Here is a 20,601-nt window from a genome sequence, read left to right on the forward strand (position 1 = left end):
CCATGTCCCGTGTCGACAACTTGAACCGCATTCTGCGCGGCCTCCAGAGCGCGTCTCCCGACGTCGAGGCCAGTGCCCTCATCTCCGAGGACGGCCTCATGATCGCGAGCGCCCTCCCGCAGCACGTCGACGAGACGCGTGTCGCCGGCATGACGGCCACGCTCTCGAGCCTCGGCACGCGCGCCGCCACCGAGCTCGAGCGCGGAGACGTGGAGGAGGTGCTCGTACGCGGAAAGAGCGGGTACGCCGTGATGATGGCGGCGAGCTCCGGCACGCTCCTGCTCTGCCTCGCCAGCAAACAGGCCAAGCTCGGCCTCATCTTCTTGGACATGCGTCGCGCCATCGACGACATCCGCAAGGTTCTCTGAGGGAGGCACGACCATGTCCCACATCGTTCTCTTCGACGACGGAAACCACAAGAACGTGCTCCTCGAGGATTTCAGCGGAGGCCTCGCCGTACAGGCCAATCAGCACGTCATCATCGACTCGGGCAATGGCATGATCCTCGACCCGGGTGGACACAAGATTTACTCCAAGGTGCTCGCGGCCACGACCGGGCTCCTCGGCAAAGCCAAGCTCACCACCATCTTCTTGTCGCACCAAGATCCGGACATCGTCGCCGCAGTGAACGGCTGGCTCATGACGACGGACGCGACCGCTCACGTGTCGAAGCTCTGGATCCGTTTCGTCGCCCACTTCGGGCTCGACCGCCTCGTCGAGTCACGCCTCCTCGGTATCCCCGACTCGGGCACTAAGCTCCCGCTCGGTGCGAGCGAGATGCGGGTCATCCCGGCGCACTTCCTCCATTCGCCTGGCAACTTTCAGGTGTACGACCCGGTATCCAAGATCCTCTATTCGGGCGATCTCGGGGCCTCGGTCGGGCAGGACTATCGCGAGGTCACCGACTTCGACGCCCACGAGCAGTACATCGCGGGCTTCCACCGGCGGTACATGTCCGGAAACCGCGCCATGCGCGCGTGGGCCAAGATCGTGCGTGGGCTCGACATCGAGCTCATCGCCCCCCAGCACGGCGCGCTCTTCCGGGGAAAACCCATGGTCGAGCGGTTCATCTCGTGGTGCGAGAACCTGGAGTGCGGCGTCGACCTGGTCGACGAGCTCTACGCGCAGCCATGACCGGCCCACACCGCGTCCTCTTGCTCGAGGACGAAGAGGCGCTCCGTAAATCGATGGTCCGTGGGCTCTCGAAGCTCCCGGGCCTCGAGGTGGTCGACGTGGGGACGGTGACCGAGGCCAAAGCGGCACTCGCGACGTCGCCGGCCCCGGCCCTCGTGATCTCCGACCTCTCCCTGCCCGACGGGCTCGGCGTCGAGGTCGCGACGGAGCTCGGCCGGCTCGGCATTCCCGCGCCGGTGGTGTTCGTGTCGGCGTACGTGGGGAAGTTCAAGCACCACTTGCCCGAGAGAGGAGACTTCGAGGTGTACGAAAAACCCGTTCCTCTCGAGGTGTTGCGCGGTGTCGTCGAGCGAAAGCTGGACCTCGCCGACAAATCCGCGCCTTCACCGTTCGGCGTCCCCGACTACGTGCAGCTCGCCGCGCTCGGGCGACACTCGGTGGTCATCGAGGTGTCGTCCGCCGTCGGCCGGGCGCGGATCGTGATCGTCCGAGGCGAGGTGTGGAGCGCCGAGGACAAGCTTGGCAAGGGCATGGACGCGTTCCGCAGGCTCGTGTTCCTCGGCACGGCCCAGGTGTCGTGCCGCACGTTGCCCAAGGCCACCGAGGTGCCCGAGCGAAACATCCATGGCAGCGCCGAGAGCATCCTCCTCGACGTGATGCGCGAGCACGACGAGGCCGAGCGCGCGAACGAGCCGTCGGGCGTCGTCGACGACGGGTGGGGAGACGTGCTCGCCGACGCGGGCGCACGCCGCGCTTCACGGCCCCCCGTGGCTCCGACCCGCGCGACCGCACACCCGTCCACGCGCCCGCCTCCGCGCGCCTCCACCCGGCCGCCACGAGGAAGCGCGCCTCCGCCCAAGATGCCGGTCGCCCCGCGCGCGCCCGGGTTCGCCGAGTCGTTCGAGCGTGGCGTCGATGCTCTGCTCGCAAAGGACTATGCAAAAGCCCTCGCGGCGTTTCGCGAGGCCTCCGTCGCCCGCCCCGACGATCGCCGCGTGATCGCCAACCTCGAGCGCCTGAAGGCGATGGGGTTCTCGTGAGCCCGGGCCCACGGTTCTCCGTCCCGGGGAAGACTTGCCCCCGTTCGTCGGCTGGGCGCTCACGGCGATCGGCGTGGCGAGCGCGCTCGGGGCGTCGTCCGAGTGGCGGCGCCCACACCCTACTACCTCGTCCGCTCCCCCGATCGTCGCGCCTCTCCCGCAGGTCTCGCCGGCTCTTCCACGCCCCGAGCCCGCACCGCCCGTCGTCGCCCCGGCAGCCGAGGCCCCGAAGTCGAAGTCGACGTGTGCGCCCGTCGTCGTGACGTTCGCGCGCGGCTCGGGGTGGCCCGATCGCACGATGGAGCCGAGGCTACGCGCGCTCGGAGCCTGGGCCGCCACGCACCCCGAGGTCTCTTTGGTCGTCGACGGGCACGCCGACACGAGCGGCTCCGAAGAGACGAACCTCAAGCTCTCCCGCGAGCGCGCGTACGCCGTGCGGTCGATCCTCGAGAAGGAGAAGGTCCCGCGCGCTCGGGTCACCACGCGGTCGTTCGGCTCGTTCTGGCCCGCCGACGAGGCGCCGCCGGACGCGTCGTGGAACCGGCGTGTCGTCGTCGTCACCAAGGGGGAAACCTGCCCACCCGAAGAGATCACCCGCCCATGACCTTGCCCCTCGTCGCCCTGATCCTCGTCGCCACGATGTCACTCTGGGCCGCGGGCTACGCGTTCGGCGCGCGGCGCGGGAAGGCCGCGCGCGACGCCCTCCGCGACGAGGTCGTATCCCACACCAACCGCATCGCTCGCCTCGAAGCCGATGCCACTCGCGCGCCCGAGAAGCGCGGGAGCCTCCGCGGCGAGCTCGAGCAAGTGATCGCCCCGTTGTTGGGCGCCGCACGGAACGACGCAGGGGTCGAGGTGCTGCGGCACGAAATGAAGAGCGTGCTCGACACCCTCTCGTCCCGCGAGCGCACGAACGAGGCGTTCCGCTCCGAGGTGCGTGGCCTCCTCGGCGAGGTGGCGCGGCGCTCGGAGGACTCGAGCCACGTCGAGGAGCGACTTAGGACCGTGCTGGCGCCGCTCCTCGCCCAGCGCGGAGACGAGGCCCACGACGTGCGCCGCGTGATCGACGAGGCCCTCGAGCCGCTGCTCGAGAACGACCGCGTCGGGCACGAGCTGTCGACGATCCACGTCGCGCGGGGGAGCCTCGGCGAGCTCCCGGCGCTCCTCGACGCGATCGCGACCAAAGCGGGCTTCGCTTCGGTCGTGCTGAGCGACGAAGCCGGGCTCCCCCTCGCCGCGAGCGACGGCGCCGTGGACGTGGACGGCCTCTCGGGGACCGCGGCGTTCTTCGTGACGCTCGCCGAGCGATCGGAGCGCGCGAGCTTGCCGCGGCCGCTCTCGTGCGTGGTCCTCGACGAGACGAACCGCGTCACCCTGCACCGCATTTTCTCGGTCGGAGAGACACGTTTCACCCTGAGCGCCGTGTCCCGCGGGAAGGCCCTCGGCCCGGGCGCCCTCGATCCGGCGCTCCTGCCTCTCGAGCGAGTATTGGGCCGCCGCGAGCTCTCGTGACGATTTCGCGCGACGTCGGGTAGCGCGTCCTGTCCACTCGATCACGACCATGAAGATCGTGATCTCGCTCGGGGTGGCGGCCCTCGTCGCTTTGTCGGTCATCGTCGCGGGGTTCGTCCTGCTCGTCGCGCTGAACGGCTTCAGTGGACGCGCGGCGACACCGGCGCTCGTCACCTACGCCGTCTTCGGGGTGGTCGCGACCGGGCTCGGCGGTGGGCTCCCGTGGCTCCCGCTCCGCTCGAAGCTCGCGTCGGCGGGGCTCGCGGTCAGCGCCGGGCTCGTCGCGATCGTGATCGGGTTCTTCGCCGCGATCGTGGTCGCCGAGGCGAGCCACAAACGCCCCGCGCCCCTGTCTCCCCCAACTCCATCCGACGAATAACCCAACCCTTTCAAGATGTTCCACATCATGTCACACCTCGGCCGCGTGGACCGACGAAGAGGCATGCGAAAGCTTTCGCTCTTCGTCGTGCTCGCCGCGCTCGCCCTCGCGCACTGCACACCCGCGCCGCCTCTCGAAGGAGCCGCGACTCCTCGCCCGCTCGTCGTCTCGGGAGACGCAGGCAGCCCCGACGCGACGACCTCGGCCAAGCTCGCGGAGCTCCCCGAGGGGTCCACGGTCTGCACGCTCCCGGCCACGAAGGTCGCTTCCCGCGCGGGCGCGCGCCCGTTCACGCGCCCCGACGGCCTCTGCAAAGACGAGACGACCGGGAAACCCGGGAGCTGCGGGTTCGCCGACCGGTACGACTATCCACCGACCCCGGGCGACACCTGCTTCGTCGCCGACTCGAACATCGAGGCCGCAGCACGCGCGGTCCGCTCGGGAGGGAGCCCGGCGCCCATTCCCCGTCTCTCCGGCACGTCGTCGCTCTCGTCGCCTCCGCCGCCTCCGGCCCCCGTACCCGGTGCGCCGTGGGACCGAAAGCGCGCGCCGAAGTACCTCGACAAGGTCGTCTCGCATTTTGGCCTCACGGGCCCGGAGCGCACGATGCTCGAGCGAAACGGGTTCGTCGTGCTCGACCGCAAGGCCGTTCACACGTACGTGGCCGCGTACCACGACGTCTTCCAAGAGCAGCTCCCGCTCTACGTGACGGCCGATTCCATTCTCCACGCGGTGTTCAAATCGGAGGACGCGCTGCTCGAGGGCATCGAGCGCGCGGAGCTCAAGGGCGCGGTGGAGAGCCTCGTCACGCGCCTTCGCGCCGCCTTGCGCGGGATGCCTCAGTCACCTGCGGCGCACGACGTCGACCTCTACCTCACCATCGCGTCGAAGCTCATGACCGACGATCCGAGCACCGCGCCGAGCGTGCTCGGGCGCGTCGACCGCGAAGCCGAAGGCATCGTCTCCCAGCTCCGCGCGGCGGGCGCCGGCCTCGTCGAGGTCGACATGTACGGGCGAAGGCGCACCATCGACGCGTCCAAGCTCGAGCCCGCCGGGCACTACGCCGGCTACCACTCGGACGACTACGCCGACCCCTCGAAGAAGCACCTCGGGTGGGCGAGCTACTACCAGGTCATGACGTGGCTCTCGAAGCACGAGTGGAACCTCGTGACCCGGGGGTGCCAGAGCTCCACGCCGATCGGTGCAGAGTGCACGACTACCGAGACGCCTCGCGAGGCCCAGGCGGCGCTCCTCTTGGCCGAGCTCGTCGAGCGCGCCGGGGTGCGGCCCACGCTCGATCGTTTCGAGACCGTGTACTCCACCTTCGGAGGCAAACGCGACGACGTCCCGATCGCGAAGCTCGGCGCGCTCGTGGGCCGCGGCGCGCTCCTCGCTTCGGACGGGCCCCAGCGCCTCGCGGCCGCGATCGGCGAAGGGTGGAAGCGCACGGCAGTTACGCATCCGATGCCCGTATTTCCAGGGGATCACGACGGTCGGCTCCCCGCCATCGCCACGCTGCTCGGCGCGCGCACGCCTCCCGATCTCGACCCCGTCGGTCAGGTCATGCGGGCCGCGTATCCGGGCAAGCTCACGGGCTCGGCGTTCGGTGGGCTGCTCGGTCACGACGCACGTACCTGGAACCCGAGCCTCGCCGCGACCGAAGCTTCGGCCCTAACGGCGGGCCTCACGCTCGCCCCGAAGCTCCGCGCCGAAGCGCGCGCCGGCACATCGTTGTATGACGCATGGATGTCGGCGGTGCTCGCGCTCGGAGACGCACCTCGCGGGATCGCGCCGTCGTTCTACGAGTCGAAGGCGCACGCGGCGCTCCGGCTCGGCTCGGCGCTCGTGGGCTACGCGCAAATCCGGCACAACTTCGTGCTCATGAGCGGCTCCTCGTACGACTCGTACGGCTGCGAGATCCCCGACGCGTACGTCGAGCCGCAGCTCCCCGTGTACGAGGCCCTCGTGACCTACGCCGAGCGAGGCCGCGCGCTCGGCACACGAGACGCCGCCACACGCCAGTTCTTCGACAGGACGCTCGCGGTGCTCCGCACGCTCGTCACGATCACGAAACACGAGCTCGAGGGCCGCGCCCTCACGGCCGACGAGCGCCGGTACCTCGGCATGATCACCGAGTACGAGCCGGAGGGCGGCTATGGCGGCGACTCGCACGGCCCGCCGAAGCGCGGCGGTTGGTACTTCGATCTGTTCACGGACCGGGGCAAGCTCGCGGAGCAGAGCGCCGATTTCGTGGGTGAAATCGCGACCAACGCTCACTACCGCTACGTGCTCGACGTCGGCGCCGAGATGCCGCGTCTGGGTCTCTTCGTCGTCGACACCGGCGGCGAGCCGAGGGTGATGGTGGGCCCGGTGGCGACCGGCTACGAGGCGAGGCCGAGCCTCCAAGAGGCCCGCTGGACCGACGAGTCCGCCGTGTCGAAACCGCACGAGGCGCCGTGGCGTGCGCTCTACACGGCGCCTCTCGCCAGGGAGCCCTCGATCGACGGCACGGTCGTGACATCGTGCGACGAGAGCACGACACGCGCCTACCTCCGCGCCGCGACACGCATCGAGGGTGTCACGGCGTGGGCCACCGATCATCACGGAGATCCGGCGAGCGCCGTCGCGAACGTCACGCTCTCGCCGACGGGCGTGACCTTGGCCTTCGACGACGAGCCACTTCCTCCGAAACCAGCGGGCGACGCCCTCGCGTTCTACGGCGGCGGCACGCCGAGCCGCACGAGCCGCTACGCAGGCCTCCGAGTCCATGTGCCGGCGCACGTGGAGGACGGCGTCGCGATCGACGCCTACGATGTCACACTCGGCCCCAGCGTGTACCACACGCTCACCGGCCTCGACCCCGCGTACCAGCCGACGCGCATCCCGGAGCGCCAGGCCTACGAGAACCTCGGTGCCTTCGGGCGCGGCGCGCTGCGGGTGTCCACGAAGGCCCGACGCGCTCCGGAATGAGACGTGCAGTGCCGGAGCCCATGGGACGGACGATCGGCTTCGAGGGGACGTGGAAGTGGGCTCTCGTGATGGTCGCCGCGGCGCCCTCCGGCCTCGGCGCGATCGGGTGCTCCGGGCCCTTCTCGGCCGCGGGCATGTCGGAGTCGGAGCCCGCCATCGACGATCCAGTGACGTCCCCTCCCGGTGATCCAGGTGATCCCGGAGATCCGGGTGAGCCCGTCGTGCGCGACGCGGGTGCCGTCGACAGCGCGCCGATCGACGCGGCCGACGCGGGCCGCACGTTCCGGTGGGCGTTCGTGTCGAAAGGTAAGACGTCCGGTGCCATCCAGGCAGGCGTGCTCCCGCCGAAGCAAGGGCTCGAGGCAGCCGACGCGATCTGCACGTCGGAGGGCAAGACGCTCGCACCCGGGAAGGTCTTCAAGGCGCTGCTCCACTCGGGGGCGCAGCGGCCATGGGATCGCGTCGCGCCGACGTCACCCAAGCCGTACGCGATGCCGTCGCCCACCGGACCGGTTCAGATCCTCTCGGGCCCCGGCGCGGCCCCTGCCGTGGCGTTCGATCGCACGGCCGAGGGCTCGCGGCTCTCGGGCGTGCTGTCGACGGAGACGGCGTGGACAGGCGCCGACACGGGCGGAAATTGCCGAAGTTGGACCGCGACCTCGAGCACGGACACCTCGTTCGGCAACGTCGGCTCGCTCACGAAGTGGCTCTCGGCGGGCTCGGGCACGTGCGTCGAAGAGCGCCACGTCTACTGCTTCGAGGTCGACTGATTCGCGGAAACGTCGACAAGACTCGCGCGATCGCGGAAGCTTGGGGGTCCGATGCGCGTCGTTTCGACATGGGTAGGTGGCCTCGTCCTCGGAGCCATGGCGGGCTGCTCCGGGGCGTTCGGCATCGCCGGAGAAGGCGAGCAACCGACCGACGCGTCCCCCCCTCCGGCACCGGAAGCCGGCGCGACCGTCGACGCGACCACCGACGCGATCTCGGTCTCGGAGGCAGGCGCCCCTGACGCCAGCGTCGACGCGGGGCCGAGAGACCGCTGGGTGTTCTTCTCCGAAAAGACCACCACCGGGAGGATCGCGAGCGGGGGAAGGGTCGGCCCATCCGGCGCCGACGCTCTCTGCACCGACGAGGGGCGCGTGCTCGGCGCGACGCTCACGTTCAAGGCGCTCGTGAACACGGACGACGAGCGGCCCTGGGATCGTGTCGCGCCCGCGGGGAACCCTCCGCGCGCGTATGCCATGCCGACCCCTGCGGGCCCCATCCGGGTATTCACGGCGCCGAGGACGATCCCGCTCGTGCCGATCTTGCGGCACGCGAACGGCCAGGAAGATGGAGGATTGCAGGTCCTCTTCGCGAAGGCGTGGACTGGCTTCGATGCACCTGCAAACTGCAACAATTGGTCGTCGGCGTCCTCGGCCATGTCCTCGACCTTTGGCGACGCCGCCTCGCTGACCAAATGGCTCCTCTCGAGCGAGGGGCCGTGCAGCGAAGCGCGCCACCTCTATTGTTTCGAGGTCGACTGACGTCACGCCTCGAGCACGATCACGATCTCGCCTCGTTCGCGCAGCACCTCACGCACCCTTCGCCCCGGACGGGAATCGATGGCCCACGCGCGGGCACGCTCGTCATGGGCCGCCGCGCGCGCTCGATCCGCGACGTGCTCGGGGCGGACGAGGCACACCCGCACCGGCGCTCCCGAGGCCACGTGTGTCGCTCGAAAGACGACCGTATCGGCGTCGCGCTCCACCTCGGAGTCGATCGCATACCCGAGCAGCACCTTCCCGACGGGCGCGCGCAGCTCGGACAGGAAGACCGCCTCGGGCCGCGCGCGATACTTCGCCCACGCGACCCCCGCGAGCACGAGGCCCACGACCACCATGAGCCCCGCCATACCCCTCGCGTTGGAGGCCGCGACGCTCGGCGACCGAAGGGCCTCACTCTCGGTAGGCGCTGCGGACGTGGACGGCGTGGGCGCGGGAGCGTCTTCTTGATCGTCCGCGCCGTGCCAGGTCGCAGGGTCCCACCAGACGACACCCTCGGCCCCCTTCGAGGGCGTCGCGGCGTACACCTCGCTCGCCAGCGCCACCGTGGCCGCGACGACGGTCATCCGTACGAAGCTCCGCATCACGCGACGACGCACGACGAAGCGGCGACGACGAGGCCTGGTCGGCGCGACCGGATACGCTTCCATTCCTAGTCCTCCGAGGTGAACACGACCTTGCCGACCTTCCGCTCCGACTCCTTCGCGAACGCGCGCTCCTCGTCGACGGCCTCGGCCTCGAGCTCGAGCTCGGCGAAGCGGTAACGTACCGGATCTGCTGAAGGATCGGCGACACGCACCTTCTCGGCGGCCTCGAGGTCGACGTCACCACCGAGCTCCACGACCACGCGCGTGAGCTCCGCGTCGTCGACCGGCCCACCGGACGCGCGCGACCACGCCGCGCGGAGGCGCGAGGCCGAGACACCCTCGCCTTTCCGCGTGGCCTCGAGCACCTCGCGGAGCAACGCACGACGGCCGTTTTCTTTGGCGACCGCGCGCTCCGCGAGAGGCCGACCGAGCGCGCGCACGACGGGCAGCACGAACACGGCGAGCGACATCACGAGCGGCACGAGCCCGAGCACGATGGGCACACCGTCGTACCCGAGCGGCGCGATGTCGAGCTCGGGGTGGCGCACCATCTCCCAGATGTTGTAGAGGCGCGCGAGCGTGAGGTTCGCCGAGAGCGCGAAGCCCGCCATGCCGAGGTTGAACGCGTTCAGCGCGGCGATGAGGAAGTTCGCACCACCGCCGTTGCCCGTGAGCGGGGGCACGGCTTCTCGGCGGTCCCACACGGGCTCGGGGGCGCGTGGGGAGGGGCCGTCGTCGGCGGTCTTTCGAAGGGCCGGGAAGCGGTACACGATGCCGCCCGCTTCGGACACGCTCACGTCTCCGTCGTAGTCGAGCATGAGGCGCGCCATGATGCCGTCGGCCTCGGTGCGCGAGAGGCCCGTGACCCGCATGACGTCGGCGAGGCCCACGCGGCCTTTTTTGGCGCGGATCTCGGCCACGATGCGGCGCTCGCTCTCACGAGGGTCTTCGGCGGGAGGAGGCGGACCGAAGACGAAGCGGTTCACCTTCTCGTAGAAGGGCGTCTCGTCGCGGGGGCGGCGCGCACGTGCGTAGCCTGCGCCGTACGGCTCGATCGCGAGCGGCGAGAAGGGGTGGAACGTCCAAAAGAGGGCGTCGGCGAGCACACGAAAGAGCGCGCCGAAGAGAGACGCCCCCGGGAGACCGTCGCGATCGCCTTGCTTGGCGAGCGTAAGGCCGAGCAGCACCGCGAGGAACGTGGCCACGTAGGCGAAGATGGCGATGGTGAGCCACGCGCGAACCACGAACCGCGCGACACCGGCCGCAGCGCGCTTCACCTTGCGGAGGCCTGAGCGCACGGCGTCGCCCGCCTCCCATGGCTTGGTGAAACCCGCCGGGAAGACGTAGACGAGGTCGCCCTCTTCGCTCACGCGGAGGTGCCCGCGGTACTCGCTCACGAGGGCCGTGAGACCACGCTCGGCGTCACGCAGGGCGAGGCCGCTCTTCGCCGCGGCGTCGGCCACGGTGACCGCGATCGAGGGCGCGGCGAGGGCTTTTTCGAGCACACGCGTCGCCTCGGGCACGGCCAAGAACGTGGGGGCGGGGGTAGTCACGGCTCGCACCACCGTAAGGCACAGGAGCGCCGTTGGTCAGGGTTCCGCCTCGAAAAAGCACGCAAACACGAGCCCATGCACACGCGCCTTGCATAAGGTATCGTACGTGTATGTGGTATCGACGGGCTCTCTTTGCGCTCGCCGTGACGGGCCCCGCGGCATCTCTGCTCGTGCACTGCACCGAGTTCGGAGCCGACGGTGAGCCCTCGACCGACGCGTCGACCACGGCCACCACGACGAGCGCGGGCCCACCGCTCCCGAAGGCAGACGCGAGCACCACCCCCGTCGACGCAGCCGCTCCTCCAGACGCGAACGGCCCGCCGCCCTACTTCGTCGGGACGACGGTGGTGCCAAATGCCCCGAAAGCCGTGGCCTATGCCACCATCGAGGCGCCAACTCCGCGAGTCTTCTATCTGCCCCCGAGCTCGAACGACGCGCGCGAGGTAGGCGCCGGGACCACGTGGTCGATGGAGCAACCGAACCACGGCCTCGCGATGGCTCCCGCGGGTGGTGGCAGCGGCGCGGCGAACGGTCTCATCGGGCTGAGCCTGAAGGACGACGGCACCATCGTCATCGGAAATGTGGACCTGAACCGGGAGATCGCGACCGCGCTTACGGCGTCCGGGACGAGGCTCTATTTCGCGAGAACGTCGAGCACGCCACCGACGTCGACGATCGTCGAGGGCATCGTGAGCGGAAACAACGAGGTAAGGTTCGGCGCGGGCGTGCTCACGCTCGCCGGCACGGTGCTTCAAGCCCCCTTCGCCGTAAGCCCCTCGCAGAAGGAGCTGTACCGAAGCGCCGACGACCCGAGCTTCGTCATCGTGCATTCGCGGGCAGACTCCGACGCAGGGTTCTCGATGGCGCTGGCTCGCCTCGAGGTGAAACCGAAGCTGACCGGCCCCATCATCGGCGCGCACCCGACCGGTTTCTACGCGGTAGAGCCCACCGACGGTGGCGTGGTGAACGTTGTAAAATACACACGCACCCCGAACTGAACCGAGACCATCTCGAGACCTCTCGGGGGAGCGAGGTGTGATGGTGTGCGCGTGACCACCCCGGCCTTCCGTGCCATCGTTCGAGATTCACTTCTCTCCCGGAGCTTCCTCATGAAACGTTGGTTCTTGCTCGCCATCCCCGCCGTCACCCTCGGCTTCGCCGCGTGCTCCGGGAAGACCGACGAGGTGCCCACGGACGCCGGCACCGCGGATGCTCCGACGGCCACCGCGACGACCACGGGCACCAGCACGGCGACGGGAACCAGCACGGGCACCGGCGCACCCGACGCTGCACCCACGCTCCCTGCGCCCACCCCGTTCAGCGTGGTCACCGGGGCCTGCACCGAGACCCCCCCGTGCGGCGGTACGCTCGAGGGCACGTGGGACTACACCGCCGGGTGCATCCCCTCGGCCGACCTCGACCGGTTCACGGCGGAGATTCGCCGCCAGTGCCCCACCGCCACGACCGGCACCGTGACGGGCAACATGGCGGGCCGCATCACGTTCGCGGGCAACAAGGTGACTCGCACCGCCGAGGCCACGCTCACGGCGCCCGTCTTGCTCCCGGCCGAGTGTGTCGCGCAGGCGAACGGGAACTGCAACCTCGTCGCACTCGCGATCCGCCAGGGCAGCGGCGGCATGGTCTCGAACGTCTCGTGCACGGCCGCGGGCGGCGGGTGCGACTGCCGCATCGCGTTCGGGATCGGCGCCGACAAGTCGGGCACCACGTTCACCACGAGCGGAGACACGCTCACCACGAGCGACGGCGACCAGTACTCCTACTGCGTCACGGGGAACAAGCTCACCCACACGCGCACGGCGGCCGGCGCCGGCTCGCCCCAAGAACCTGGTCACTACGAAGCCACGAAGCGCTGACCCCGAACGAGGCTCACCATGCGATCCCGCGTCTTCTCCACGCTCTTCACCGTCGGCACCCTCGTCGCGATCACGGCGTGCTCCGTCACGACCACCACGACGGACCCGGGCGGCACGGGCCCCACGGGCTCGAGCGAGACCCCGGCCGAGCCGAGCGATCCCGAGCTCGCGGGGATCGTCGCCGCCCACAACGAGGTGCGCGCGGGCGTGAGCCCTGCACCCGCGAGCCCGCTCGGCAAGCTCGCGTGGTCCGAGGAGGACGCGGCCGTGGCGCGCGCGTACGCCGAGAAGTGCGTCTTTTCGCACAACAAGGACCGAGGCACCCGCGGAGAAAACCTCTACGCCTCGTCGGGCTCGTCGAGCGCGGCCGAGGTGGTGAAGAGCTGGGCCAGCGAGGTGTCGGACTACGACTACGCGACGAACAAGTGCTCCGGAGTATGTGGACACTACACGCAAGTCGTGTGGGGGGCGACGACCCACCTTGGCTGCGCGAAGAAGACGTGCACGACCAATAGCCCCTTCGGCAACAAGGGCTCGTGGGAGATCTGGGTCTGCAACTACAGCCCCCCGGGCAACTTCGTGGGCAAGAAGCCATATTGAGCGGGCGCGGCCTCCCGGCGTCCGACATGCGTCTCGAGCGTGGTGCGCCGCGTCCGTCCTCGTGAGCGCGGCGCTCCCCCACGAGGACATGGTACTCGAAGCTCCGCGGCGGCACGGGAGGCCTACGTGAGCCGCACGCCGGGGCGCGCAGGCCGCCCCGACAACGCCGCCGTAACACTACGGATTTACACGATAAATCGCCTGCGCCGTACCCGCCCCGTCGGACGAAGGCTCGGCCCGAGACACGTAGAGCGCGGTGCCCGAAGCTCGAAGGCGCTCGCCGCCGTGGGTCGTGAGGCGCGTGAAGATCTCGGGGCCGGAGGCGGGGTTCGAGAGGGCGTCGAGGGAGGCGCGGTACACGCCGAGCGCGTTCGTGACGTAGAGCGCGTCGCCCGAGATCACGAGATCACGAACCATGTCGATGCCCGACGCGTCCGAGAGGCGCATCGCGCGGAAGCCCGTGCAGTCCCCACGACAGATCCGCAGCCTGTGTGTGCCCGAGATGAGCACGGTCGCCACGATCAGCGCGGGCCTCGAGCCCTTCGCGGGCGCCGACACGAACACGTCGTGATCACGCTGCATTTCGCCCGGGATGGCCTCGCCGTTGCGTGCGAACTCACCACTCCCCAAGAACTCGACGAGGTCCCCGCCGAACGCGTGGTGCGAAGACTCGGCCCGCGGCGGCGCGGTGGTCGTGACGGGCACGGGCAAGAGGCGCGTCGTCGGCGCGCGGAAATAGAGCGCAGGCCCCGAGACGAAGAGCTCCGTCACGGGCCCCGAGCGCATCACGGACGTCGTGCCCGCGGCAAAATCCCACGCGACGAGGTCCGACGTGGGCGATTGGAAGAAGGCCGTCGTCGCGCCGTCGATGGCGATCACGTTCGACGACGCGGGCTTCGAGGCCGCCGTGTTCGCGAGCGTGACCGCGCTGCCCGCGCGCGCCGGCGTGGAGCAGGGGAGCGGACATACGTACGCATTCGACCCGAGCACGAACGCGAGGTTCGTCCCGTTCGTCGCGAACTCGAACGTGGTCGTGCGGCTCCCGTCGTACGCGTAGCCGACGAGGGTGGGCACGGCGAGCGGGCCCGCGTCCACGCTCCCGTCGACCGTCGCGTCGACCGCCCCATCGGACCCATCGCCGCTCGCGTCGAGGGCACCATCGGCCGACGCATCCGCAAGGGGCAGAGAGGCATCGGGGGCCCTTCCATCGACGGGCGGCGCCGCGCCATCGGCTGCACGCGAGGGGGCATCGACGAGAGCCCCGTCGAGAGCGGCGTCGAGCCCGAAGTACCCGTCCGCGTCCGACGTGGGCAGGTTCCAACACGCGAGGGACGAAGCGGGAGCCACGAGCAGGAGGGCGAGGCAGGCCCGCCGGAGGGAGGAGCGGCGCGTGGGCCGGGATGCAGCAGGAGCGAGAGTGGGGTGGGGTTGCCTGTGTCGATCCGTCATGGGACGTCTCCGCGGCGAGGTGTAGATTTTCGAAAAAACCCCCAATTTTTGAAGGTATCTCGGCGGGCTATCCGAGCACAAGCGCTCCGGCGCGGCGGCTTTCGGGCCCGAGCACTTTCGTGGGATGGCGTGGGACCGCCTCCTACTTGCGCTCCGCGGCGTCCAACCCACCCCGTCGACCTCTCGCGCGAGCCGCTTTGGTCTCGACGAGAGGCGAGCAACGTGCGACGAGGCCGTCATGCCTACGGTGAGAACGCTCGTCGAGGACTCGGTCGCCACGCTCGTGCTGGACGACGAGCCCCGCAAGAACGCCATGACCCCCGAGCTCGGCGATGCCCTGCGCGACGCGGTGCGTGCCCTCGTGCCCCGGCGCGACGTGCGCGCCGTGATCCTCACCGGAGCGGGTGAAGCCTTCTCGGGCGGCGGCGATTTGACGATGCTCGAGCGCCTGCGCCACGTGACGAAGGAAGAGTCGAAGGCGACCATGCTCGCGTTCTACGCGCGCTACTTGTCGATCCTCGACCTCGAGGTGCCCACGATCGCCGCCGTTCGCGGGCCGGCCATCGGCGCGGGCCTCTCCGTGGCCCTCGCGTGCGACATGTGCATTTGCGCCGAGGACGCGAAGCTCGCGAGCAACTTCGCGAGGCTCGGGCTGTACCCTGGCATGGGCACCACCTACTTCCTCGAGCGTCGCGTGGGGGCGCTGCGAGCCTCCGAGCTCCTCCTCACGGGGCGCCGCTTCTCGGGCGTCGAGGCCGCCGCGTGGGGCATCGCGAACGAGGCTGTCCCCTCGGCCGACGTGCTCGCGCGAGCGTGGGCCCTCGCCGCCGAAATCGCGCACTCGTCCCCCGCCACCGTGCGCGAGCTCAAGGCCACGCTCGCGCCGAACCGTGTGTTGCTCGAGGCCGCGCTCGACCACGAAGCGAGCTGCCAGTCGACGAGCTACAAGGGCCAAGACCTCGCCGAAGGCCTCGCCTCGGTGCGCGAACGAAGGACGCCTAGGTTCGCCGATCCCGAAGAGCCCGAGCCGCCGACCATCAAGCCCGACTGAGGCCGAAAGCCAGGGGATTTCGCGCCCTTCGTCGCGCACCTTCGGTGTCCGGGCGCGCTTGGTTATGCTCTCGTCGATGGGCCGAGGCGAGGCAGACAGCGCATCGCGACCGGGCGCCGTGGCTGCGACGGTCGCGGGGCTCTCGGCGCTCGTCGCCTCGGCGCTCATGACACTGACCGGAGCCACCATGTCGGCCTACGACGCAGGGTGGCGGCTCCCGTGGGGCGCGCTCGGCACGGCTTACTTCGTGACGGCGCTCGCCCTCGCTCGGCGCGCACGATGGGCACGTGGGTTCGGGCTCGGGCTCGGTTTGTGGGGCGTCGCGCTGAACTTGGAGGCGCTCGTCATGCTCTCGAGCTTCGGGTACCCAGCCGAGCCGATGACCCTCGGGGCGAAGGTCTTCTTCGGTTCGGGCCTCGCGGCGTCGATGCTGCTCACGGGAGCGACGGCCGCGACCCGCACCGAGGGCCAACCACGGCGTGTGCTGGCATCGCTCGTCTTCGCCGCGGCGTCGGTGCCGTGTGCGCTCGTGTACGGGCTCGCGCCACAAGCCTCGTGGCTCGTATCGGCCGCCGTGCTCGCGGCGGCCTCGCTGGTCGCGGCAGGCAGCACGGGCATCGCGCGGGGAAAAACGTGGGGCCTCTTCGCGTCCATCGCGGGCGCCGTGTCCCTCGCCGGGACGCTCCCGTTCGCGCGTGAGCTCGGGTGGCTGCACGGGCAACACCCCTTCTTGCCCACGGGCAACCCTCTCGCCTTGCACTGGCTCGGCATGGGCGCGGTGGGGCTCGCGGCGATGTCGGTCGTGCCCTTCGTCGGCCCCGTGATCGCGTTTCTCCTCGGGAAATCGCCTGCGACGTCCGCCTCCGTGCGCGTGGCCGACGAGCCTTCGGCCGTGCGCGTGAGCGTCTCGACACCCTCCGAAGACGAGCACGAGACCGCTCGGCTCGACGAGCACGACGACGAACCTGCGAGCTCGCGACGCGCACGACGGAACTAGGGATCACGGTCGTCGGCTACGGCCGAGGCGCAGGCCAGCTCGAGACGAGACTCGTGAACCTGTCTTTGTCGAGGCACTGGAGCTCTCCACCTCTTCGCACGTGGCACGGCGCGTAGGGCAAAAGCGCGACGACGTCGCTCACGGGCACCTCGGCAGGTGCCGCGTGCGGCTTGCGATCCCCCACGCCGAGGCCTCCGCCGCGGTTCTCGCCGAAACACACGACGGCGCCGGTCTCCCGCAGCACGCACGTGCGCGAGCCCTCGACACGGACCTCTCGAGCATCCGAAATACCGGGTAGTTTCGTGGGCTTCGGCTCGTAGTAGGAGAACGTCGCACCGTCGGGTGGGCGCGGCGTGTCGCCCCCGAGGAGCTTGCCGTTTCCGAGCTGTCCGTGGCCCCCGGCGCCCCAGCAGAACACCTCTCCCTTCGACACCGCGCAGCCGTGATCGCTCCCCGCCGAGATCGCGTCGAGATCGCGCACGCCTTGGAGCTCCCACCCCGGGCTCTCGGAGCGGTCTTGGTGATCGAGCGCGCGCCCGTAGTCCCAGATGCGCCCGTGGACGAGCCCGAAGCAGTACCCACGACCGTCGTCGAGGACGGCGCACCCGCGCGAGGCCCCGAGGTCGAGCGTGCGCACGGGGCGGGGAAAGGGCACCTTCTCGGGCTTGGCGGTCTGCCGGTAGGTGTCCCACCGGAGGCCCCACGTGAAGACCTCGCCGCTCCGCGTGACGACCCCCACGAAGCTCCTTCGTGTGTGAACCGAGACCACTCCGGAGAGGCCCGCGACGACCTCGACGGGGAGGCGCGTCTGCGCGTTCACGTTGGTCGAGCGCGCGAGCGCACCGCCGAAATTGCTGCCCCAACACACCACGGTCCCCTCGAGCGTGACCCCACACACGTGGCCCTCGCCAACAGCAACATCGCTCAACGGGGGCAGGCCCTCGACGCGGGAGAAGTCGGTGTGCTCGATCGGCGCGCGACTTTTTGCCGACGGATCGAACAGCACGCTCTTTCCACGCACGTAGAGCGCGCCGTCGGTCGCGACGACCCAGACCGACGAGCCTGCGACGGCGACGCTGCGCACGCCTCGCGGGAACGCAGCACGTCCACTTCCGAGAGGAGCCGAGGATGGCCCTGCTTCGGGAGCACCTCCCTCCAGAGGGAGCGACGCGTCGAGGCCGGCCTCCGGTAGCGCGCCACCATCGACGCTCGACGCGGACGCATCGCCCGAGGATGGGAGCGGGTCGGGCCGCGGCTCTACACGCGACGAGCTCGCGGGGGCACACGCCGCACCGCCGAGCCATGCCGCCACGAGCGCCATGCTCCACACGCGAGCCGCAGCAAAACGAACGAAACGGCCCAACGTCCCTCCCCGAAAAGACCTGCGAGAACGTGCAGTTAGCGCTTCGTGACCTTCTTCGCCGGTGCCGCCTTCTTCGCCGGTGCCGCCTTCTTCGCCGGTGCCGCTTTCTTCGCGGGCGCCTTCTTCGCCGGTGCCGCCTTCTTCGCGGGCGACGCCTTCTTCGCGGGCGACGCTTTCTTCGCCGGTGCCGCTTTCTTCGCGGGCGCCTTCTTCGTCACGGGTCGGCCGATGCCTCCACGGGCAGCGCGCTCGGCGCGGAGCTTCGGATCGTTCTTCACACGGAGGGCCGACCAGGTGTCGTCGAGCGCGACCTGAGCCACGGGGTCGAGCTCGTGCGCCTCGGACAGCGCGCGCGCGAGGGAGTCGCGGTTCAGGTCCGTGCCGAGCGCCCCGCCCTTCGGGTAGGCGAACCACACGATCGCATCGGCGCCTGCACGTGCGCGCGCCGCCTTGGCCGCCTTCGGGAGCTCCTTCGCCTTCGTGACGAACGCGAGCACCACGGCGCACGGCCCTTTCGGAGGGAGCGTGACCCCCGATGGGAGGGCGAGCACCACGTCGTTGGGACCCGAGACGATCGCGAGCGTCGAGCCCTCGGTGAGACCGAGCTTGTGACGAGCCATGACGGCGAACCTACCCCGGGTCGACCCCGAGAGCCACCACGTCGCACGAGGACGCGATCGGCCGGATCATCGGCAGTCGATCCAGGGGTGAGGCACGGCTCGAGTCCACGAGGCGCGCCGTTCGGCACGATTGTGCCGGAATTTTCCACGATTTCGGTTGGCCCGATCGGTGCAACACGGGAGGGCGTGCGCTCCGCCCTTCCCTACGACGAGACCACCCGAACCGAGATCGACATGTCTCCCGACATGGACTTCGGCCCCACCCACGTGGACACGGCGCTCTCGATGGCGAAGGCCCTCCGGGACGTCCGCACGGCGACGAGCGCGCCGAGGCCCACGCCCAAGGCCGCGGCTGCGGTGGCCGCGGTGCCTCGTCCGCGACCGAAGCGGCCCGACGTGTCGTTTCGCTCGTACGCGCATCTCTCTCCGTGCACGGATCTCCCGACGCCCACCGGTGCGAGCGCCCCCGAGCGGGAATCGAGCTTCGAGGTCGTGGCCGACGTGATCACGGTGACGGCGCCCTTCGTCGTGCGCCCCGCACCGTCCAGCGTGCCTCCTCCCCCGCGTCCGATGCTGCCGACCCCCACCGCGTTCGTCGCGAGCGCCCCCTCCGAAGACACCGCGCGGCGCCTGTTTTCCCCCTTCTACGCGCCCTCCGGCCCCGCCGTAGCGCCCGCGCCGAGCCCCGCGAACGAGACACAATCCGCCTTCGCCGCGCTCGACGACGACGCCGCGGTGCTCGCCATGCGCCCTCGACGCTCCGGGGGCCTCGTGGGCGCGGCCCTCCTCGCCGTGGGGCTCGCGGCCGGCGTGCTCTTCGGCGCGAGCTTCGCGAGCCCCCCTGCGAAAGGGGCCACCGCGTCCCACGTCGCAGCGGCCACGCCTGCTCCGATCGCGCCCGTCGCCGATCGCGCGCTCGCCCAAGCCGCGGCGAGCCCGAGGGTCGACCTCGAGCTCCCGGAGAGCCCGCCCGCGGAGAAGAGGGTCGTCGCGACTTCCAAGACCAAGGTCCCCACCGTCGCAGCTCCCCAGGTCACCAAGGTCCCCACGGTCGCAGCTCCCCAGGTCACCGTGCCGAGCCCGAAGGCCCCAGCGGCCCACGCGCTCACCTCCGACGGTGACACGAGCGCGGCCGCGAAGCTGCTCGAGGCCTCCCGCGCGGCGACCGAGAACACGCTCTGACGCGGGTCATGGAGGTGGCCGAGGATCGTGCGGCCCGCCTCTCGCGAGACACGACACGTCTCCGTCCCACGATCCGAGCGTGGCACATGGCACAGCCCTCGTGAGCGTCACGCCGCGCGGCGCACCCGACAATTTCCCTGGAAACGCGCATGTCGCGTGCACGGCACACGCGTTGCTGAGGGGGAAGGCATGAAAGCTCTCTCCCTCTTGGCTTGCGCGTTCACGGTCACGGCCATCGTCTCGGGGTGTTCGGCGAACGGGACGACCAACCTCGTCTCGGGCACGGGCCAGACCCTCGTCTCGGGCACGATCGATCGAGAGAAGAAGGCCACGGCCCTCAACGACGACATGCCCATCGCCCCTGACGCGCACATCGTGGTGACGCTGCGCACCTACCGCGGCGCCGATGGCGCGGCGCCCGTGTTCCTCCAAGCCGACGGGCCATTTCGCGGCTTCCCGGTCGCGTTCGAGATGGCAGGAGATGGCGCTCGAGCCTTCGCCGACCGCGGCGAGCTCCTCGTCGAGACCAAGGTCTACAACCACGCGGGCACGTCGCTCGCGGTGGGGGACTTCACCAACGAACAGCGGGTCTCCGTGACCTCCCAGGGCGAAGAGGTCACCGTCCTCGTGAGCGGCCTCGAGTCGTGCACGGCGCAGGGCTCGGGCGGCTTCTGCGTGGGCGAAAGATGAGCCCACGACACCGTTCGAGCGTGGTCGCCGTGGCTCGTCGGGCCGTCCGTGAAGAG

The 20,601-nt window shown here is 70.2% G+C and carries 21 protein-coding genes; 16 read left to right on the plus strand and 5 right to left on the minus strand.

The genetic code is table 11. The features are described 5' to 3' along the window. Positions 1-2: 2 nt before the first annotated feature. The 9 genes from IPK71_04300 (at position 3) to IPK71_04340 (ending at position 8,561) form a co-directional block, all read left to right on the plus strand. Positions 3-368, plus strand: coding sequence for a roadblock/LC7 domain-containing protein (locus IPK71_04300; protein MBK8212949.1), 366 nt, complete (start codon positions 3-5; stop codon positions 366-368). A 13-nt stretch (positions 369-381) separates the two neighbouring features. Next, entirely contained in the window at positions 382-1,134 is a 753-nt protein-coding gene (locus tag IPK71_04305) for an FprA family A-type flavoprotein (protein ID MBK8212950.1), read from the plus strand. Then, complete coding sequence (locus IPK71_04310; protein MBK8212951.1) at positions 1,131-2,174, plus strand: response regulator; 1,044 nt, start codon at positions 1,131-1,133, stop codon at positions 2,172-2,174. Before IPK71_04305 ends, IPK71_04310 begins: the two co-directional genes overlap by 4 nt. Positions 2,175-2,208: 34 nt before the next feature. Then, a complete protein-coding gene (locus IPK71_04315; protein MBK8212952.1) occupies positions 2,209-2,778 on the plus strand; it encodes an OmpA family protein in 570 nt (189 codons plus the stop codon). After that, complete coding sequence (locus IPK71_04320; protein MBK8212953.1) at positions 2,775-3,686, plus strand: hypothetical protein; 912 nt, start codon at positions 2,775-2,777, stop codon at positions 3,684-3,686. Before IPK71_04315 ends, IPK71_04320 begins: the two co-directional genes overlap by 4 nt. A gap of 49 nt (positions 3,687-3,735) precedes the next feature. Beyond that, positions 3,736-4,065, plus strand: coding sequence for a hypothetical protein (locus IPK71_04325; GenBank protein ID MBK8212954.1), 330 nt, complete (start codon positions 3,736-3,738; stop codon positions 4,063-4,065). 63 nt (positions 4,066-4,128) lie between these two features. Continuing rightward, positions 4,129-7,035 carry a DUF3160 domain-containing protein gene (locus IPK71_04330; protein ID MBK8212955.1) on the plus strand — a complete coding sequence of 969 codons (2,907 nt, stop codon included), beginning with the start codon at positions 4,129-4,131 and terminating at the stop codon, positions 7,033-7,035. 20 nt (positions 7,036-7,055) lie between these two features. Further along, a complete protein-coding gene (locus IPK71_04335) occupies positions 7,056-7,805 on the plus strand; it encodes a hypothetical protein (GenBank protein MBK8212956.1) in 750 nt (249 codons plus the stop codon). A 51-nt stretch (positions 7,806-7,856) separates the two neighbouring features. Next, on the plus strand, positions 7,857-8,561 hold the full coding sequence (locus tag IPK71_04340) for a hypothetical protein (GenBank protein ID MBK8212957.1): 705 nt from the start codon (positions 7,857-7,859) through the stop codon (positions 8,559-8,561). Between the two features lie 2 nt (positions 8,562-8,563). On the opposite strand, the gene IPK71_04345 is transcribed toward IPK71_04340, so the two are convergent. Next, the gene (locus IPK71_04345; protein MBK8212958.1) at positions 8,564-9,229 is read right to left on the minus strand and encodes a hypothetical protein; all 666 of its coding nucleotides are present in this window, start codon (positions 9,227-9,229) and stop codon (positions 8,564-8,566) included. A gap of 2 nt (positions 9,230-9,231) precedes the next feature. Then, positions 9,232-10,695 (minus strand): hypothetical protein, encoded by a 1,464-nt coding sequence (locus tag IPK71_04350; protein MBK8212959.1) that lies wholly within the window; start codon positions 10,693-10,695, stop codon positions 9,232-9,234. A gap of 134 nt (positions 10,696-10,829) precedes the next feature. On the opposite strand from IPK71_04350, the gene IPK71_04355 reads away from it, so the two are divergent. The 3 genes from IPK71_04355 (at position 10,830) to IPK71_04365 (ending at position 13,193) form a co-directional block, all read left to right on the plus strand. Then, positions 10,830-11,717 carry a hypothetical protein gene (locus IPK71_04355; protein MBK8212960.1) on the plus strand — a complete coding sequence of 296 codons (888 nt, stop codon included), beginning with the start codon at positions 10,830-10,832 and terminating at the stop codon, positions 11,715-11,717. A gap of 111 nt (positions 11,718-11,828) precedes the next feature. Further along, complete coding sequence (locus IPK71_04360; GenBank protein ID MBK8212961.1) at positions 11,829-12,593, plus strand: hypothetical protein; 765 nt, start codon at positions 11,829-11,831, stop codon at positions 12,591-12,593. An 18-nt stretch (positions 12,594-12,611) separates the two neighbouring features. Further along, positions 12,612-13,193 carry a Fis family transcriptional regulator gene (locus IPK71_04365; protein ID MBK8212962.1) on the plus strand — a complete coding sequence of 194 codons (582 nt, stop codon included), beginning with the start codon at positions 12,612-12,614 and terminating at the stop codon, positions 13,191-13,193. Between the two features lie 177 nt (positions 13,194-13,370). Here the strand turns inward: IPK71_04365 and IPK71_04370 are convergent, their stop codons facing one another. After that, positions 13,371-14,540: a hypothetical protein gene (locus tag IPK71_04370; GenBank protein ID MBK8212963.1), complete on the minus strand. Its 1,170-nt coding sequence runs from the start codon at positions 14,538-14,540 to the stop codon at positions 13,371-13,373. A 340-nt stretch (positions 14,541-14,880) separates the two neighbouring features. Between IPK71_04370 and IPK71_04375 the strand changes: the two genes are divergently transcribed. Together IPK71_04375 and IPK71_04380 are read left to right on the plus strand one after the other, a co-directional pair. Next, positions 14,881-15,693 carry an enoyl-CoA hydratase/isomerase family protein gene (locus IPK71_04375; GenBank protein MBK8212964.1) on the plus strand — a complete coding sequence of 271 codons (813 nt, stop codon included), beginning with the start codon at positions 14,881-14,883 and terminating at the stop codon, positions 15,691-15,693. Between the two features lie 76 nt (positions 15,694-15,769). Continuing rightward, positions 15,770-16,690, plus strand: coding sequence for a hypothetical protein (locus IPK71_04380; protein MBK8212965.1), 921 nt, complete (start codon positions 15,770-15,772; stop codon positions 16,688-16,690). Positions 16,691-16,706: 16 nt separating this feature from the next. Here the strand turns inward: IPK71_04380 and IPK71_04385 are convergent, their stop codons facing one another. Continuing rightward, positions 16,707-17,774: a hypothetical protein gene (locus IPK71_04385; GenBank protein ID MBK8212966.1), complete on the minus strand. Its 1,068-nt coding sequence runs from the start codon at positions 17,772-17,774 to the stop codon at positions 16,707-16,709. A gap of 314 nt (positions 17,775-18,088) precedes the next feature. After that, positions 18,089-18,673 (minus strand): hypothetical protein, encoded by a 585-nt coding sequence (locus IPK71_04390; protein ID MBK8212967.1) that lies wholly within the window; start codon positions 18,671-18,673, stop codon positions 18,089-18,091. Between the two features lie 186 nt (positions 18,674-18,859). On the opposite strand from IPK71_04390, the gene IPK71_04395 reads away from it, so the two are divergent. Both IPK71_04395 and IPK71_04400 read left to right on the plus strand, forming a co-directional pair. Beyond that, positions 18,860-19,855, plus strand: coding sequence for a hypothetical protein (locus IPK71_04395; protein ID MBK8212968.1), 996 nt, complete (start codon positions 18,860-18,862; stop codon positions 19,853-19,855). A gap of 189 nt (positions 19,856-20,044) precedes the next feature. After that, positions 20,045-20,545, plus strand: a complete 501-nt coding sequence (locus IPK71_04400) for a hypothetical protein (GenBank protein ID MBK8212969.1) — start codon at positions 20,045-20,047, stop codon at positions 20,543-20,545. Positions 20,546-20,601: the final 56 nt, after the last annotated feature.

Source organism: Myxococcales bacterium (genome assembly GCA_016712525.1).
Classification (GTDB): Bacteria; Myxococcota_A; Polyangia; order Polyangiales; family Polyangiaceae; genus JAAFHV01.